10 protein-coding genes and 6 pseudogenes are annotated in these 17,476 nt (G+C 56.1%); 6 read left to right on the top strand and 10 right to left on the bottom strand.

Annotated elements, in window-relative coordinates; all coding sequences use genetic code 11:
* Both ACTJKX_RS35180 and ACTJKX_RS35175 read right to left on the bottom strand, forming a co-directional pair.
* Positions 1 to 233 (bottom strand): sigma factor-like helix-turn-helix DNA-binding protein (locus ACTJKX_RS35180; protein ID WP_440728168.1); only part of this gene is annotated, 233 nt, incomplete at its 3' end.
* Positions 234 to 513: 280 nt separating this feature from the next.
* Complete coding sequence (locus ACTJKX_RS35175; RefSeq protein ID WP_440728167.1) at positions 514 to 717, bottom strand: hypothetical protein; 204 nt, start codon at positions 715 to 717, stop codon at positions 514 to 516.
* A gap of 466 nt (positions 718 to 1,183) precedes the next feature.
* Here ACTJKX_RS35175 and ACTJKX_RS35170 point away from each other — a divergent pair, with 466 nt between their 5' ends.
* A complete protein-coding gene (locus tag ACTJKX_RS35170; RefSeq protein ID WP_440728166.1) occupies positions 1,184 to 4,087 on the top strand; it encodes an IPT/TIG domain-containing protein in 2,904 nt (967 codons plus the stop codon).
* 420 nt (positions 4,088 to 4,507) lie between these two features.
* Here the strand turns inward: ACTJKX_RS35170 and ACTJKX_RS35165 are convergent, their stop codons facing one another.
* On the bottom strand, positions 4,508 to 5,302 hold the full coding sequence (locus ACTJKX_RS35165; protein ID WP_440728165.1) for an IclR family transcriptional regulator: 795 nt from the start codon (positions 5,300 to 5,302) through the stop codon (positions 4,508 to 4,510).
* Positions 5,303 to 5,451: 149 nt separating this feature from the next.
* Between ACTJKX_RS35165 and ACTJKX_RS35160 the strand changes: the two are divergent.
* Both ACTJKX_RS35160 and ACTJKX_RS35155 read left to right on the top strand, forming a co-directional pair.
* Positions 5,452 to 5,934 (top strand): annotated as a pseudogene (locus ACTJKX_RS35160) (SDR family oxidoreductase).
* A 1-nt stretch (position 5,935) separates the two neighbouring features.
* Positions 5,936 to 6,079, top strand: coding sequence for a hypothetical protein (locus ACTJKX_RS35155; RefSeq protein WP_440728164.1), 144 nt, complete (start codon positions 5,936 to 5,938; stop codon positions 6,077 to 6,079).
* Between the two features lie 251 nt (positions 6,080 to 6,330).
* On the opposite strand, the gene ACTJKX_RS35150 is transcribed toward ACTJKX_RS35155, so the two are convergent.
* A complete protein-coding gene (locus ACTJKX_RS35150) occupies positions 6,331 to 8,646 on the bottom strand; it encodes a hypothetical protein (protein ID WP_440728163.1) in 2,316 nt (771 codons plus the stop codon).
* Between the two features lie 351 nt (positions 8,647 to 8,997).
* Complete coding sequence (locus ACTJKX_RS35145; protein ID WP_440728162.1) at positions 8,998 to 9,474, bottom strand: hypothetical protein; 477 nt, start codon at positions 9,472 to 9,474, stop codon at positions 8,998 to 9,000.
* An 835-nt stretch (positions 9,475 to 10,309) separates the two neighbouring features.
* Between ACTJKX_RS35145 and ACTJKX_RS35140 the strand changes: the two genes are divergently transcribed.
* On the top strand, positions 10,310 to 11,065 hold the full coding sequence (locus ACTJKX_RS35140; RefSeq protein WP_440728161.1) for a response regulator transcription factor: 756 nt from the start codon (positions 10,310 to 10,312) through the stop codon (positions 11,063 to 11,065).
* A 322-nt stretch (positions 11,066 to 11,387) separates the two neighbouring features.
* Positions 11,388 to 11,933 (top strand): annotated as a pseudogene (locus ACTJKX_RS35135) (DDE-type integrase/transposase/recombinase); the annotation flags it as partial.
* Positions 11,934 to 12,179: 246 nt separating this feature from the next.
* Here the strand turns inward: ACTJKX_RS35135 and ACTJKX_RS35130 are convergent.
* From ACTJKX_RS35130 to ACTJKX_RS35110, 5 genes and pseudogenes are all read right to left on the bottom strand, one after another.
* A pseudogene (locus tag ACTJKX_RS35130) lies at positions 12,180 to 12,582 on the bottom strand (transposase); the annotation flags it as partial.
* A gap of 447 nt (positions 12,583 to 13,029) precedes the next feature.
* Positions 13,030 to 13,814, bottom strand: a pseudogene (locus tag ACTJKX_RS35125) (aldehyde dehydrogenase family protein); the annotation flags it as partial.
* Positions 13,815 to 13,843: 29 nt separating this feature from the next.
* Positions 13,844 to 14,065, bottom strand: a pseudogene (locus ACTJKX_RS35120) (aldehyde dehydrogenase family protein); the annotation flags it as partial.
* A 140-nt stretch (positions 14,066 to 14,205) separates the two neighbouring features.
* Positions 14,206 to 15,702 carry an MATE family efflux transporter gene (locus ACTJKX_RS35115; RefSeq protein WP_440728160.1) on the bottom strand — a complete coding sequence of 499 codons (1,497 nt, stop codon included), beginning with the start codon at positions 15,700 to 15,702 and terminating at the stop codon, positions 14,206 to 14,208.
* Between the two features lie 102 nt (positions 15,703 to 15,804).
* Positions 15,805 to 16,170, bottom strand: a complete 366-nt coding sequence (locus ACTJKX_RS35110) for a hypothetical protein (RefSeq protein ID WP_440728159.1) — start codon at positions 16,168 to 16,170, stop codon at positions 15,805 to 15,807.
* A gap of 898 nt (positions 16,171 to 17,068) precedes the next feature.
* Between ACTJKX_RS35110 and ACTJKX_RS35105 the strand changes: the two are divergent.
* Positions 17,069 to 17,476, top strand: a pseudogene (locus ACTJKX_RS35105) (transposase); the annotation flags it as partial.

Here is a 17,476-nt window from a genome sequence, read left to right as displayed (position 1 = left end):
ACGCGTCCGAAAAGCACCTGATGGATGGCCGCCTCGTTCTCAAAGCCGGCAGGTAGCGGCCACTGTCCGAAACCGGCCTCCCGAGCTCGAAGCAAATAGGTTGCGACAGAAGTCTTGCTGATCCTCAGCCGTTCGCTCACTTCGCGGATCGACAGCCCCTGACCATAGCTCAGGCGCAGGATCGCATGCACATCCTTCATGTCCGTTCGTCTCGCTTGCTTCCGCCTCGGCATCAGTCCTCTCAAACCAAATTGAGAAGCTTCAATGCCGTAGCGGCGCTCGCAGCGGTCGATCCGAAACGCCCTGAAATCGCTGTCCCGAATTTAGCGAAATCACTGTCCAGATATTAGCGGATTTGGTGTCCGGGAATTAGCGGAAACCCTGTCCCGAAATTAGCGAAACCCGCACAGGTGCTCGAAACACAGGGGGCGATTGGTCACTCCTAGTGGGCTGACCCGATCCGATTAGTCTAACCGCGTTCGACTCGGATCACGATGAAAGGTACAGGGGCGTCTACTTCTGCATTCGAATTGCGTGCGCTGCCACCCCCGTCGACGTAACATCCGCGCTGCTGCCGATCTCGTGTCGTCCGACGGAAAGGCCGCACGAGCCAATCTCATTGCCCAGGCGCGTGGCCTGATCAGTGCGCGCGACCGGAGTGACAAGATTGCGCAGATCCTGCTGGCGGCTCATCGTGACCGCCTGTTGTTTGCGCAACAGGTTTCGGGGGGATTGGGTCGACCAATGGTCTCATGATTCTGGCGGAAGTTTGGCCATCACCGAGTTCCTCAACTCTGCGGTCTCGACTGCACTAGCTACCAATAGGTACATGAATAAGTAAATATATTTAGTATCAAAAAATAGCCAAATTATGTCTTTTTTATTACTTGCTATCAAGCATATTTGAACATACCGTTCATATGCGAGTCTATGAGTGGCCGGCAACATTCTTGCAAAAAAAATCAACGGGTGAGCCACGTCGGGGGATATAATCGCACGTTCGCGTAACGGATGCGACCGGTTTCCTCCAATCTGCCATATCAATCGTCGCGGCGTCGTAGACCGGTGTCCTTAAACACTGAGCGGGCACCAGTAATGCTTGTCAACGGGCCAGGTTGGCTTCGGCCTACGAGCGTTTCTCACTTGACGGAAAACACGACAAAAGGGAGGAAATATGCTAATCATGAAAGCACTGCCAGCCGGGTTGCTCGCCGCCTCAATCCTGGCTGCCGGAGGAAATGCATTTGCGAATGACCCTGTTACTTCTGGCACCTTCGGCAACGTGGATGCGCCCTCGCAACAATTCGGTCAACCGACAAGCCTGCCAGATCAGAGCCCCAATGGCGAACCATCGACGGTAAGCCTCGTCGCCACGATCCAGGCCGCTCCGAACGGCTCAGGCACCACCTGTAGCCTGGCTCAGCCGTGCTCCCTAGGCGACGCGCAGGCTAAGGTTCGCTCCTTGAGAGCCCAGGGCGTTGCAGGCATTACAGTCCTGCTCGCAGATGGGACTTACCCACTTGGTGGCAAGACATGGCGGTTCCGTCCGGAGGATTCCGGTTCGCCAGGTCATCCCGTCGTCTGGAAAGCCGCCGATGGTGCCCGTCCAATCATTTCCGGCGCGACCAGGATAACGGGCTGGAAACTTCATGATGCGGCCAAGGGCATCTGGTCAGCGAGAGTCCCTGCCAATAGCGCCAGCCGTCAGCTCTATGTTGAGGGCAAGATCGCTCCGATTGCCCAAGCGACCTTGGGCGAACTCAAGTTCGAAGGCCGCTGGCTTGGTAACGAGATGGGTTATGCCATCGGATCCGATCCCGCCGCCAGCGCTTGGTTCGGCGCATTGACGCCTGCACAAGCCAAGAAAATCGAATTCAACTATGTCGGCGGCAACGGTTCCTGGACGAACACTAGGTGCCGCGTCGAGGCCACCAGCGGCACCGGCATCACCATGACGCAGCCTTGCTGGCAAAACACGACTGCGCGTATCCAGATTGCCCCCTACGTCTACGTCCAAACTGGCTATTTGCCGCCCATGAGCAAGCAGACCATGCCGGCTCGCATCGAGAATGCCTACAGTTTGCTCAGCCCAGGGGAATGGTTCCTCGATGACACGGCTGACACGCTATACTATATTCCCGCTCCGGGTCAGGATATGGCGAAGCTCGATGTGCAATTGCCACAGCTCGAACACCTTCTGACGGTTGCGGGAACATTAGCGAATCCGATACATGATATAGCCTTCCAGGGTTTGCAATTCTCTTACGCTACCTGGAACGGTCCTTCTCTGCCATCCGGCTTCTCGGAGATCCAGAGCAATCTTCATATGACAGTCATCGGCCAAGGGTACTGCTTCTATAGTGTGCAGTTAGGTATCGGTGACCTATCCAATACCTGCCCTATTATGGCGTTCAGCCAGCCCAAAGGTAATGTTAGCGTGAGCGCCGCAGTACGGATCTCGCTGACGGGCAATCGCTTCGTTGGTCTGGGCGGCGCGGGCTTGAACATTGCCTACGGCTCCGTCGATACACAGGTGCAGGGCAACGTGTTCACCGAGATCGCCTCGACAGCCATGCTGATCGGCTGCAGTTTCGATCCCAAGCCCGACGGAGATCCTGATATTGGGACGCCGGCGCAGGCGAACGGCACGCCAGTGCCTCGTCCGACGTCCACGCAACGAGCCGAGGCCATCAAGAAGAACTGCACGCCTAATCGGGAAGAAGTTGTTGGTGACAGCATCGGTCGCAATGAAATTTTAACCGGCACGAAAATATCCAACAATCTCGTTCATGACATCGGTATTGATTATTGGGGGGCAAGCGGCATAACCCTGCTGTTTTCCCAGCAAACGAGCATTCTCAACAATCATATCTATAATGTACCCTATAGCGGCATCACGGCCGGCGTTGTGCAGGGCCATTTTGATAATTCCAACCACCCGCAGTTCACCACCAACATCAATGCCGCCAACGAGATCAGCTACAACCTGATCCACAATTATATGAAGCGTCTGCAGGATGGTGGTGCGATCTACGTCGAAGGGCATCAAGCCGAATATATCCTAGACGCGGGAAAGGTCGACAGAGAGCGGACTCTTGCAAATGGCCTCTTGGTACGCGGGAATGTGACCCACACCAACTCCTCCAATTTTGCCTATTACAATGACGCTGGCAGCGAATGGATCAACTGGGATCGCAATGTTTCGTTCAATGCCTTGGTGAAAGACAGTGCAGGGAATGGAGGATGTCAGCCTAGCGGCCACTTCTGGCTTTCCGGCAATTATTTGTCGAAACCTTCGCGAGTAGATTTTAACTTTGTTTGTGGAACGGAGCCGGTGGATCGCAACGTCGCCGCCGATAACAAGACCATTCCCAATACGCCGGGTGTTGCCGACATTCCCCGAGCAATGCTCGCGGGCGCCGGCTTGACTGAAGCCTTCCGCACAATTGAAGCAGGGGAACCGGCAATCGCCACTTACGTGGCTCCGGTGACGGCCGGACAGAAGATCCTTATCGCGGGATCGGGTTTCAAGGCGGACACCAAGGTGACCTTCGGCGGGCGGTCCGCCACCGTGCAATATCTGTCGCCCGGCTTTCTCCTTGCGACCGCACCATCCTCGGGGCCCCTGTCGCCCGTTTGGGTGGGCGACCGCCTTGCTCCGCAGGGTAGTCTGTCGGCCGGGGCTACGGCTAGCGCGACCTCCATTTGGAGTAATGACTATCGACCAGAGATGGCCATAGACTCCGATCCCACCAGCCGGTGGGCATCGAATGAGACCAATCCAACTCTGACCCAGACATTTGCTTGGGCAACCACCGTCAAGGAAATACACCTCACTGAGTTTGCCGTCGAATTCAACCAGTTTCTTAATACATACGCAGAAGGTAAGCAGTTCGTCTACCGCACCGGCGCCTTTACCGTCGAGGCGCAGGTCAATGGATCCTGGCGACAGGTGGCGAGCGGCAACGGTATTGGCGCATACCTGGTCATCAAACTGCCAGCACCCGTAACCGCAACAGCTCTCCGGATCAATTTGACCTCCATCGATGGTAAACCACCAAGTCTCTTCAGCTTTCTAGCCTTCTAAAGGTTTGTTCCCGGAGGCCCCGATAGCCGGGCCTCCTTACCACAAAATAAAAGATATGATGGGACCCCAATAGTACGATTTTCTGCATTGCTTGAATTTCTGAATAGATGCTCGATACTCCCCACCTTATTAGGGGGACATGTTCGGCAGTCTGCGGGGTTAATGATTTGCGAGGCATAAGGCAGGGCCTGCTGAGCCCACGTCTTAGATTGTCGGGGGCACCACGTGTTCGGGCGCGCCTACATCCCGTTCCGCCCGGATACGTAGCGCAAGCTGTATCAGTGGAGGCCATATCAAGAGTTTATTCATCTTGCGTAGGTTCGTATGTAGCCGAAGAATTCTGGACGGGACTTAGCGAAGCTTTTCCTGTAACGGCAACGGATATCTGATGCGGGCGGAACAGTATGGTGTTTTGATTTATTAGAAAACCGATAATTTACCAGCAACAATCTTGAGAAGAGTAAGTGCATCCGTGATCGTTCCGGCTGAAGCATCAAGGCGGTGGACGAAGGGACATGACAGGACCGCGACGGCGTAACGCTCCCGTGACAGAATAGGCACGCTTAGGTCCTCGATCCCGCGCACCTCTTGGCTCGGCCCGATGCGATAGCCGTCGCGTTGATACTCTGTGAAGCGAGGTGCCAGCATCTCGAAGGCGAGCTGCTTTTTCGTGTTTGCCCATCGTGTGAGCAGTTCTTTTAGCGCTGTGGGATCAAGAAACGCGAGAAGTGTCTGCCCGGAGCTCGTGGCGACAAGATCGATCGGCGCCCCGATTCTCAAGCCAAACTCCCAGTTTCCGGGGCCATTTGCATGTGCGACAACAATCGCTGCATCATCTTCTGGCACGACAAGGTGACAAGACTGTTGTGTTTCGCGCGCGAATGCATCCATCAGGGGCTGAGCTGGAGCTACCAGGCGCCGCAACGGAGGGTGTCGGTGCGCCAGCGCAAACAGTTTCATTGTCAGAGCATAACGATCACCCTCCGACGAACGCCCAACATAGCCACGCGCAACGAGTCGCTCAAGCATGCGATAGACTTCGCCCGGACTGCGACTCATGGCCCTGATGATTTCCGCGCGGGTCAAGCCTGCAGACTCTCCGGATAGTAGCTCTAGGATGTCAAGGCCTTTGTCGAGGGCCGGCGCCCGATAACGGTCCCCGCTATTGTCGAACGATTTTAGCGCGCGTGCGTTCGAGGATCCTAGTTTCGCCATTTGCATTCCAATTTATATATAAACCATCTGTGCATATAAAAACCCGCAACGTTATTATAATATCAAAATCAACACTTCGACAACGAGTTTGGGAGGATCCCGATCGTGTACCTGAAGGGTAAGCGTGTCTTCATTTCCGCGGCGCAGGTATCGGCCGCACCAGCGCTCAGGTCTGCGCAGCCGAAGGCGCTCATGTCGTTGCGACAGATATAAACAAAGAAGGACTTTATGCCCTTTGCGCGAGCAGCAAGCAGATCGAGGCCATAAGATTGGATGTTTGTGATGGCTCGGCTGTAAAAACATTCTCATCCTATCAGCCATCTTCGATGCGATCTTCAATTGCGTCGGCTTTGTTTACAAGGCACCATCCTTGATTGCCAGGACACGACTGGGATTTTTCCTTCGACCTCAACGTCAAATCGATCTTCCGAGTCACGAAGGCGCTACTTCCCGGACCTCTGAGACACGCGGAAATGACCGGTGGCACTTCAATTCTCAAGATGGCTTCGATGGCTTCTTCCATCAAAAGTTTCCCGAATCGCTTCGTCTATGGCGCAAACAAGGCGGCCGGCGATAAGCCGTTCGCTCATTGTTCCGGCCAGAACTGGGTATCGCAGCCGCGAAACGGGTGACGTGCGCTATGCCGAACTGTTCGTCGCGGTGCTTGGCGTCTCAAGCGCCATCTTCGCGGAAGCCTCTGGGACGCAGGCATTGGCCGATTGGATCGGCAACCATGTCCGTCTGTTCCGCTTCTTTGGCGACTACCTTGCCCGGTGACTTGCGACAATCTGAAGTTCGGCGTCAACGAAGCCAGCTTCTACGAACTCGAGCTCAACCGTTCCTATGGCGTGATGCATCTTATTACGGTGTCGGTGTGCTGCCGGCCCGGCCCCACATCCGTCTGCTTTCTGGAAAGGACAAGCGGAACGGTGGCTGGTTCCCGCCATCGTTCCGCGTCGAATCTGCCATTTTAGAGAGAGGGGCACGAAAAATACCCCTTTCTTCGCATTTTTGCTCGGTAGATCGCTTCAGCCCGGCGTGCCGGGCCCCGACCAGATCTGGTTGACCTGATTTGACGAGCTACCGCATTTATAAGACCCCACGATAGTTCCTGCATTGTAGGTGTGCATCGTAATATCCAGACAGTTGGAGGCATCTGGCCGTTTGAGATCATCTCCTGCAGCGACATGATTGGCGAACATTCCATTCAGATAGTAGGTAATGTTCTGCGTCTGGTCGCTGTCCGAGCAGGTGTTCAAGCCGGCGGTTCCGTTTGTGTTGAAAGCTACGCACAGATCCGGTTTTGCCAGCAGGCGCAGCCTGTGCGCGGTCTTGTCCCGCTGCCAGACTTGCTCGTCCGCTCCCGTGCACTTTGCGAGATGCAACTTGGAACCCAACCCGCTGTTGTCGGCGGTCAGGCACAATCCGCCAGTCTTGCTGTTATTGTCGGGGCGGGCATAAATCTGCCCGGTGGGAAGAACCCGCACATTCTCCCCGTCGCACGTAGCGGAGACAACATACATCGCGCTTCCATGTGCTGGAATAGCGTCCGTTTGCACGCTATGAGGCTCACTTGATTGGATGCCCCCGACAGATATTTTCCGCGTCGTGACCTTGCCTGTCCAAAGGTTCTTGGCTTCTATTGAGCAAGTGCCGTGAAGGGAGGACAACCCGATCCGGGGCAGAGACACAGTCTGTGTCTGCGCAGACGTGTCGCTTTTGTTCAGGACCACTACCGCCACACGATCCCCGCTCAGGGGCTTGGTGATGACGTCAATGCCCTCGCTGAACGAAGCATCGGTCTGCCATGCGATATAGCCCCCCGCACCGATCGGATCCTGATCAACCGAAATGACATCCTTGTTGGTGAGAATCTTGAGGGATTCAGCAAGATGAGCCATGTCGACAGGCTCGTTCGCTTCAGGGTTTGAAGCATGGTTCTGCGTGAAACGGCGCACATCGGTGGTGAGGAAGAGCGGTGCGCCGAGGATAGACCATAACGACAGCTGGCTTCTTTCCTCTTCGTTCGTCATCCCGTTGTCGCCGATCAGAACCTGGTCGGCATCGTTCCAGCGTCCCGGCGCGACATACCGCGATAAGGCGACCGTGGAATAGAAGCTTGGATAAACGCCGGCAGCATACCCTCCCTCTGAAACCCAGGGATTTACGGGCTTCTTGGTGTTGGCGTCGAGTTCATAGTTCTTTATGTCGCCCCCAATCCGCCAGAGTTCGCCAAGCGAGCGAACCCATTCCATCGTATTATAGAATTCAGAACTTTGTGGAAGGAAACCTGCCGGCGCGGATTCCTCGAAAAGGATCTTCGTATCCGAGTTCGTGGTGGCGTTCCGGAGTGCCAGCGACATTCTAGTGAAAAGCTGTTCTTTGGTATGGTCCGAAGGTTTGGTGGGCCTTTGGTCAGCTGGCCAATATTGATATGTGTCTTTGGTGTCGCGCTGCTTATCATAATCGCAGTTATCATATTTCAGATAGTCGATCTTCCAGCGGGCAAAGGCTTCGGCGTCAACGGTTTCATGCTCTGCCGATGCAGGAAAGATCTGGCAGGTCCGGTATCCGGAGCTGCTGTACAGACCCGCCTTGAATCCCATGCCATGCAGATAGGAGACATAGGAACTGAGGTCGCGATCAAATCCCTTTTGAGTAAGGTTCTTGGGATCCCAGTTCCCATATATCCATAACCTTCCGCCTTGAAGATTTCCTTGCGCGTCTCGCGCCTGATCCATCCAGCAATCGTCCACATTGATGTATGTATATCCCGCAGCCTGAAGGCCCGAATCCTTGATTGCCTGTGCCTGGTCCAGCATGAAGTGCTGAAAGGAATATGAGGCTGCAGAATTGTCATCGTTCAGGGGAGCATTGATGCCATTGACAGGTTGAAGTTTCGGAGAACTCCCGAGCTTTGATTGCCTACTGCACTTAAAGCGAGACCAGGTCGTGAAACCCATCGGAGGTGTCGGTGCAAGGAACCCGGAGACCTTGCCGCCCGTATTTTCGGTAGTTGCCGGAGTAACGGGCGGGGCACCTCGAGTATCGGGCTGTGATACAACGACGCTGGTTTTACTCTCAGCGGGAGTTGTTGCTCCACCATTGGAGGCGCTCTGCACCGGACCAGCGAAGGTAGAGTTAGTATTTCCACCGTCATCGCCACCGCCACAGGCGGCAAGAAAGATCAGCATCGGCATTGCCGACAACGGGCCTTTTATTGTCATTTTTCCTCCGGACAGTCCACGTCCATCGCGTCTGTGCGTATGAAGATTGTCCCCTTGCGTGGGGTATTTCAGGAAAGCAGATGCCATTCTGCCCACCGCAACCATCTGAGTAAACATTTGATCTAGGGGTGGTCAAAATTAAACCGTGTTTCGACAGGATGTCTATTGGAATCTTTCAGTTAACAAAAAAGCAGTTTTACGTTATCTGGTCTTTATGCTGAAATTTATAAATAAATATATCGTTTTTACAAATCTTTATTTAAGATGCGACTTCTTAATAAATAATATTAATGCAATGTTGGGTTTTCTATATTTGGCATAGTTTGGTTGCAGGCCTTGATTGAATGGTCCTTGGGTTTAGTGCCGTTCGCGGGGCCGCGCTTGTCTTCGTGATCATCTGTATAGCTCTCTCAGCGTGGGATCAGGATGACTCGCGTCCTGATCGCGAAGAGGCGATTGTGCAAGAGCTCAAAGCGAACTCATCACGTCTATCGGCCCGCGAGGGACCTCTCCACTAGACAGCGGAATGAACTGCGCTTCCGTTCTGACCGAACAAGGAGGGGCATAGCTTGTGACCTCCGGTACAGGGCCGATCTGAGATTTTTGGAGTGGTATCGCCGTGTCTGATCGCTGCTTTTGGCGGCTTGTCCATCGATTTCGGTGTTTATGGCGGCCTGCATGTGTTTTCGCCTCTTTTGCCGTCGTGGGGACGCACTTGTCCTGTCGAGCCAGCACCATCGCTTCATATTGTAGGTCATGTTGACGAGGACGATTGTCGCCTCGGACCTGACCTTGCCCGGTGCGGATGAACAAGCCCATGTGATCCTTCTGCTCGGCGAAGACATACTCGATACGGGCGCGGATCTTCGACCTGGCGGCATTAGCCCCGCGCACCGCCTCGGACATCGGGTCGCCCTTGGATTTCTTGCGACGAATACGGTTCACCTTGCGGATTTGATCCAGATAGTTCTCGTTGGCAGCGAAGCGGCAAGCCGTATCGCCCAGACACCGGATAGCGTATTGGTCGGATCGACCAAGCCTTCGCTTGGCCGTGCTCCGTCACGATGGGCGGATCGCAAGCCCATAGCGATGCGAGGCTGTAGAGCCCGAGCAATGCAGGGGTGTTTCACCACCGCGCCGGACCGTCGAGGCCCCACCACGCTGCAGAGGTTCTTTCCAAAGTCGATCCCCAGAACGGTGATTGTCGTCTCAGTGCCACGATCAGCTGGCTGATCGCGGCCATGCTCTCCCGCCTCCGGGATCCGATGGGTAGCCACCTACTACGACAGGCACGCGGCATGCTTCCGCTCCGTAGCGGCGCTGGCGGCCGTTGTCGCCTTCTGGCTTTCGCGAATTTGCGCATAAAGAGGGCTGAGTTAATCGATTGACAACGTCGCTTACAATGCTAATATATTAATACTCGATGGGCGTCTGAATCGATCAATGTCACGTTCGTCGAGGTGAGTTTAGTGCGCTGCGCTCCTTCTGGGCTCAGCCCTTGTCTCGCGACCGCGATACTCTGACGTGTCAGCCGGGTGGTTTGGGGGGGGCTTTGCGGCGGGTTGGTGCCACCCGTGTCTTCAAGTTGGCGCTGTCTTAGTATTGAAAATAGGAGTATAAATTTAAGGATAAGGCTCAAATTTCCAGTATAAATGAAATAGTTATAAGTTTTTCTTTAAAATTACGCAATTTTTGCGAATGCATCTAAATGTAAACTTTGATAATAAAGATTTCAGGTCTTGTCTCTCGTAGAGCGAAGCGCTAACGGATGAGGGTTGATATGACGGCGGCTACGGAGTTCTATCTCAAGTCTTCAATGGGCGGGGCAACGGCTTTGGGCCGGAATAAAGCTATGGAAGAGAATGAATCCAATGCCAATTGGAATCAGAGAGAACGCAATATAAAGACCGGAAGTGCAATTCCTGAAATCGCGGTACTTTGTAGATATAATTTTCTGAGAAGCATTTTCGTAAAATTACTTAGGAATTCAAATGTATCCTCTGTAGTGCGCGGCTACAATTCGATTGATGAATTTGTTGTCGATTGCCACGATGATGACACGGTTATAATGATTGACGATTCCGGCAGTGACGGAATTTTTGACTTACTTGAGCGTAATATAGAAATTTTTGGAAGTGCTGTATTAAGGCCTAAGTTTATCCTGATATCTGACATTAGAAGCCATGCTTATATCGAAAAAGCTTTCGCGTTAGGCGCAAAAGGATTTATCGACCCAAGCACGAGCGTTGATGTTGCGCTTGCGGCAATAGGCCTGGTGTGGGCAGGGGGGCAGTTTCTCCCACGCCGTAGCTTGGGCTGCCCGTTGGAAGGGAAGGCAGCTGGCGAAAAACCACTCGCACGCAGTGCGCTGAGCCCTCGCGAAGCCGAAATCGTCAATCATCTGCAGGCAGGACGCAGAAATAAGGAAATCTCTTATCTTTTAAATCTTAAACAAAGTACGGTGGCAGTTCACATACGGAATATTATCCAAAAGCTAAATGTCAAAAGCAGAATGGATCTTATTAAAAGCTGTTAGAAAGGAAGTTCCCTGCGATCGATGAGTGAGAGCTGGCAGAGGCATTACGCTCCATAAATTGCTAGTTCCTTTGGCTAGGTTGTGCGTTGAAGAGCTGGGCTGCTAAGTTCCATTCGCTTCCGAACTCCAAATCGGAAGCAAGAGACCCGGGTGCAGGCCCGGTCCCACTCAGCCAAGCATCCGGGTCTCCATTCTCATTCGTTCTACTCGTTAAGGCCCATCGGACCTACCAGCCTTCGGCGATACACCTCGCCAGCCCCAGGCCGAAAATCCTATCTAAGTAGGGTGTGGCAAACATCTGGACAGTTCTGAAAACCTGCTGGCGGATCTGTGCCGCAAGCACGGGGTCAGCGACGCCGGCATCTACGAATGGAAAGGGAAATTCGGCGGGATGGAGGCATTCGAGACCAAGCAATTGCGGCCGCTGGAGGATGAGAAGGCCAAGCTCGCGGACGCCGCCCTGCGCAACCGGATGAAGGCCATCCCCATGAACGCCGGCGCTTCGGCTATCGCCGCCTGCACCCTTTTGCTAAAGCGCGAGGGCGTCGAGATTGACTGGAAGAAGCTCTATCGCCTCGACCGCGACGAATGGCTGACGGTGAGGAAGCGCGGTGGTCGCAAGCGAGCTTTGGGAACGCTTGCGCCTATGGCGATCCCACAGGATCCGAACCGGCACTAGAGCCTCGACTTCGTCTCTGACGCACTGGTCGATGGGCGCTGCTTCCGCATCCTGTGCGTCATCGACGACTTCAGCCGGGAATGCCTGGCGACCGTGGTCGATAACTCGATCACCGGCGAACGCGTGGCGCGGGAGCTGGATGCGATCGCCGAGCGTCGCGGCTATCCACTGATGGTGGTCAGCGACAACGTCCTATGTTGGGAAGCGGCTCTGGGCTTTGGCCAACAGGTCTCGTCTCGCCAGCGGATGGCCGATGTTGCTAATAAACTGATCCAGATGGTCTCCACCGTCAACGGGATCGCTCCCGGCCATAGCAAACACAGGATCCAGCGGCGTCGATGTGGCCGTGGTTCTCACCGTCCTCAAGACGAGATACGCACCCAGGTGGAAGGCCCGAACATTATCTACAGGGTCGCTTGTCGCGCCCTCACGGCACTTGCAGAGAGGAGGCCTTCCACCTAGTATCCGACCGCTCCAGGAACGGCCGGTATTCTTTTCCCGTTTTGACGACGGCATGCGCTACCCGTGCCATCTTGGCGGTGAGCGCGGTCATCGCCTTGCGGCGGCGATCGGCATCGTCCGCGTGACCGGCAACGTAGCGGCCGAGCTTGTCGCGGAAGCTGTTGTCGCGTTGCCGGGCTGCGACCTGCGCTGCCATCCAGAAGGTTCGGCGAAGACGGGCATTGCCGTACTTGGACAGCTTGGTCCGGCCGCGGAATGTGCCGGATTGGCAAGTGGCGAGGTCGAGACCGCAGAACTTGAGGAACTGGCGGTGATGGCTGAATCGCCGCAGATTGGCGGCTTCAGCCAGGATCGTCAGGGCGTTGATCGGAAGACGGGCAGGGGACTGTCTGCGTCCCGATCCTCATCTGGCGGTCGCCACGAGGCTGTGCCTCTGATGACCTCGGACGCTGTTCGGCGTCTGGATCAGGATCTTACGATCCCGCGGATCCGAGGCTCCTATACAGCCGTGCTGAACAAGCTGAATTTCTACACGGACGCCGATTTTCTAAGACGTCGCCGTGAAGTGGCTTCCCCTAATCTCAAACTGTCCGCGCCCGAGCTGAAGGAAGCGTCGAATGGCCGCTGTTCGAACAAGATCCGGCTCGTGCTGTCATTGCGCCGGCGGCGGACAGCGAAGCGCGCAACGGCGGGGGCACGTCTGCCCCGGGAACCGAATTCGACGGTACTCGAACTCGGGTTTCGTCTGTAATCATCGCTCGGGCCCAGACGGTTTTCGTCTCTCCGGACGCATTCGTGGGAAAGGTGGCGCTTGCCCTGGCCGCTAGCGACAATGCTCCCTGCACCGAACCGCTGTGCAGCCTCCGAGAGCGGCCGGCAATTTATGGCGCCTTGCGCGAGATTGCCTCGGGTTTCGTAGGATTGTTGCGCCGATCCAGCGGCGCGTTGGGGCACCTCGAGGCCCTCGCGGCGCTTCGGGACGCAATCGTTGCTGAGCGCCGAGCCAAAATCGCCGATAGGGCCGAACAAGCGGAACAGAACGCAGCCGAGCTCGCGGTACTACGTGCGGCGAACATCGGGACAGCTGCGGCGACCGCTTCGGTTGTTGCCCTCGCACCACCGAGCCCAGCTCCATCGTCGCGATCTTGAGATCGTCGGAGGCGAGCCGGGCCAGTGCCTTGCCGATGCGGGTCGAGCCGGTGAAGGTTATCTTGCGTATGATCGGTGACGCCATGAGCTGTTTGCTGACCGTATCAGGCGCGCCGAACACGCATTGCACCGCGCCGCCCGGAACGCCGGCGTCAAGCACAAGCAGCGCCTGAACCAACGCGATCCCGCCCACAGGCGTTTCCTCGCTCGGCGTCACGATGGCCGCGTAGCCTGCGGCGAGGCGCCACCGATCTTGCGCATGACGTCGATCGCAGAGAAGTTCCACGACGAGAACCCGGCCACCGCGCCGACCGGGTGGTGCTGCACCTCGACCCGCCGGCCCACGGGCCGCACCAGCGTGCGACCATAGAGGCGCTTGATCTCCTGCGCATAGAACTCCGGCAGATTGGCACTGTAGATCGTTTCGTCGATCGCCTCCTTGACCGGCTTGCCCTGCTCGCGGGTAGTGGCGGGCCGATGTCGTTCGCGCGTTCACGGATCAGGACCGCTGCCCTAACAAGGATCGCGGAGCGTTTATCGGGCGAGGTGTTGCGCCATTCGAGAAACCCTACGCGCGCGGCGTCAAGAGAGCGGTCGAGATCGTCGGCACTCACGTGAGGAGGGGTGCCGATCGTCTCGCCCGTGGCCGGATCGATAACGTCCTCGCTCTCGCGGCCGCCACCGGACGGCTTTTCACCATTGATCAGCATATGCAGAGCAGGGTAATCGGCCATTGATACAGCTCCTTGCGTTCGTTTTCGTACGGGAGATGGCCGACGCAAGGGGGTGTCAGCCAGTATGCTTAACCGCTCATGCGGCGGAGAGGAACGGTCTGATCAGGCACTACCTTCTATTTTGAGAGTACGGCGGGCGGAGCGGAAGCCAATGCGTTATAGGGCATCGTCCCTTCCGCCGTCTGCGATATCGCCGCTGCCGCTGCGCGGCGTTCACGCGCATCCAAATCCATCGACGAGCTTTTCCGCCAACTGCCCTGAAGATACAGGATGGACGCCATGATGAGTGTCGAGACCATCGCGACCGGGAAGCTGATCCAAAGGGCGTCCCCCCCAAGCCAGCCGCGCAGCCCGAACGCGGCCCCGAGGCGGACCGGATACATCGACACGAACAGGATGATCAAAGGCCAGACAACCTGACCATTGGCGCGCACCGTGCCGAACAAAACCATCGAGACACCGAAGGCGACAAAGCCCCAGGTTGCGACTCTGCCGATGTGCTGGCCAATCGGGATTGCCGGACTGTCGGTGCCGAGGAAGACTTCCAGCGCCTGTCGGTCGGCGAGCAGCAGAAAGAGGATGAGCGCGCTGGTCATCAGCACCGCATAAATCGCACCGCTGCGTGTTATGCAGCTGACGCGATCCCAGAGATTTGCACCGATGTTCTGTGCGACCATCGCGCTGACGGCTGCTCCGAGCGCCATCGCCGGCATCTGGACATAAGTCCACAATTGCTGCGTGGCACCAAAGGCTGCCGTCGTGTCGACACCCTCACGGTTGACCAATCGCATCATTGTCAGCATCGAACTTGAGACCACGATCATCTGGATGCCCACCGGCAATCCCTTGACGAAGATCACCCGCAGGATCTTCAGATCCGGGAGGAGACCGCGCAGTTCATTCCCTCGCAGCCGCAGTGGCAGATCGCGCCGGTAGATATAGACCAGCATGGCGATGAGGCTGGCATAGTTGGCGATCGCTGTTGCCAGCGCTGAACCCGCGATGCCAAGGGTGGGCATTGGTCCCAGACCAAGAATCAGCAGCGGGTTCAAGATGACGTCGAGGGCTGCGGCGAGCCCCATGAAGATGAGTGGTGTGATCGCATCTCCACTGCCGCGCAGCGTCATCATGACGATAGTTTGCATCAGGATTGCCGGCATCGCCAAGAACGTGACCCGAAGATAGGCGCGGGCCAGCGGCTCGATTTCGGCCTGGGTCCCCAGCAAGTTGAGGACGTCAGGCGCAAGGAACCAACCGATGACCGCTATGACGATGCTGAGCGGGATGAACGCACCAACGGTCGTACCCGTCACAAGCCGCGCGGTGGAGATATCATGTCGGCCGTACGACTGGCCGACGAGAATGGTGGCGGCCATGCCGAAGCCGAAGCCGAAGGTCGTCAGCAGGAACATGATAAGATTGCCGTTGGTCGTCGCCGCGAGTGCATCGGTGCCGAGCAGGCGACCCACCCAGACCGCGTCGAACGATCCGTTCGCCGATTGCAAGACGGAAGAGCCCAAGACGGGAAGCGCAAAGAGCAGCAAGGCCCGATTGATTGGCGCCGTGGTCAAGTCAGTGCTCGATGAGATCTGCTTCTCTGCCGATCTTTCCATTAAATCTCCTGTCAAAGGTGCCGTAAATAGGCTGAGGTCGATGAGGGGCGTGTCGTCGGTGCCATCGCGCCATTCTCCCTGAGCTGATATACGATCATCGCCTTATCCCTTCGCCTGGCGCGCAGCGAGGCTGCGGAACCCTTTGAGATTCGGAGTCCGCTGGGGCTTGAGGTCGAAGATGCGTTTCGCGGTCTCGCCGAGGATGTTGCGCTTCGCCGTTTCGTTTAGGAACGGGATGCCCGCGATCCGCGTCGGTGTGTCGAAATCCCAATGCGGCCAATCGGACGAGTAAAGCAGTTGCGTCTCGGCATTGATCGCCCGGAACGTACCTTCCAGCAGACTCATGTCGGTGATCTTGATCGGCTGCGAGGTGTAGAACATCTCACGCATGTAATCGCTGGGCATCTTCTTCAGCAGTGGCGCGTCCGACTGACGCATCACGAACTCATGGTCGAGACGCTGCATCATGAAAGGCAGTCAGGCGAGGTCCCCAATCAGGAGATCTTCACCTTGTAATTCAACGATTTTTGTCTGATGAAGGCAAAATTTTTTATATAAATATTAGGATGATGCGTCCGTAGAATCTTTTATAATAATTTATTTACATAAGGTATGTGCAAATCTTGCTTATGATTTACGCAAAGTATAAATGAAATAGATTGAGGGTGTTTTGTACGTTCCAGGGCGGCAACGCAAGGACCATTCGCGCAGGTTGAGGGAAGTGAATCTCCGCGCCGACCGGATCGTGACAGATGTTTTGTTTTCGCCCGGCGGGCGAGGGAAGGCACTGATATTGCCTCACTTTTTCACCATCGTTTGATGCGTTCGCGGGCAGTCGTCAGGTATTGCGCGAGACCACCGACAGATGGCAAGGCCTCACGCTTATGGGCCGAACAAGACCTCTTCCGCTGTTTCCATGGGCTGGAGCCGATTGTTCGAACGCGACAATTCCTTAGCCATCCATTAAGTAGGCTATCGCCGCTAACCCGCCCTTGGAGCCAGGCCCACCCCAAGCGCGGCACACAACGGCCTGCGGAAAACCTCGAAGTCCACCACCGCCACCAGCCACTTGAGCGGATCTCGTTCTCATCCCAGATCGCTTGCCTTGACTAACCGCGAAATGTTGTGGGGAAGTCCGGGGTGAAACGGTTTAGGTTGTCGTCCGGGCCTTCCGCTTCCCGTGATCGATAAAACAGAAAATCACGCAAAATTACCGTGCCGTACCGCACTTTTTGTGTTGTTTTTCGCCGTAAAATGATCTGGGTTTTCCATCGAGAATTGGCTCTGACGCACTTTTGCTGAAGCGAGTTGGCTAAGAGCACCTAACAAAACCATTTGTTACCCGTGTTGGGGTGAGCCTGGTGTCATGGCCAAGAAGCTCCTTCCCGATGCGTTGTGGACCGAAATCGCTCCGTTGTTTGCGCTTGATCTGCCGCGTCCGAAAGGCGGTCGCCCGCCGGTGGGCTCGCGTGAGGCGCTGATCGGCATCTTGTTCGTCCTGCACGGCGATCGCCTGGGAGCGCCTGCCCTTCGAGGTCGCGGGACACTCGGGCATGATATGCTGGTGGTGTCTGCGTGCTGGCAGGAAAGCGGTCTATGGGACCGCCTCCATCGGCACATGCTCGACCGGCTCAGCCTGGCCGGCCAGATCGACGGGTCACGCGCCTCGGTAGACGCCTCATCCGCGCCCGCCAAAAAGGGGTGACGCGGTCGGCCCCAACCCAACCGACAGGGGCAAGCCAGGCACCAAGCGCCACATCGTCGTGGATCGGGG

The organism is Labrys sp. 22185, from assembly GCF_052045555.1.
Taxonomy (GTDB): domain Bacteria; phylum Pseudomonadota; class Alphaproteobacteria; order Rhizobiales; family Labraceae; genus Labrys; species Labrys neptuniae.
This window is presented reverse-complemented; position numbering and strand designations above follow the sequence as displayed.

Coding starts and splice junctions, on each gene's coding strand:
- ACTJKX_RS35150 (WP_440728163.1), bottom strand. CDS start 8,646: ATGTTTACTCAGATGGTTGCGGTGGGCAGAATGGCATCTGCTTTCCTG.
- ACTJKX_RS35165 (WP_440728165.1), bottom strand. CDS start 5,302: ATGGCGAAACTAGGATCCTCGAACGCACGCGCGCTAAAATCGTTCGAC.
- ACTJKX_RS35140 (WP_440728161.1), top strand. CDS start 10,310: ATGACGGCGGCTACGGAGTTCTATCTCAAGTCTTCAATGGGCGGGGCA.
- ACTJKX_RS35115 (WP_440728160.1), bottom strand. CDS start 15,702: ATGGAAAGATCGGCAGAGAAGCAGATCTCATCGAGCACTGACTTGACC.
- ACTJKX_RS35170 (WP_440728166.1), top strand. CDS start 1,184: ATGAAAGCACTGCCAGCCGGGTTGCTCGCCGCCTCAATCCTGGCTGCC.
- ACTJKX_RS35110 (WP_440728159.1), bottom strand. CDS start 16,170: ATGATGCAGCGTCTCGACCATGAGTTCGTGATGCGTCAGTCGGACGCG.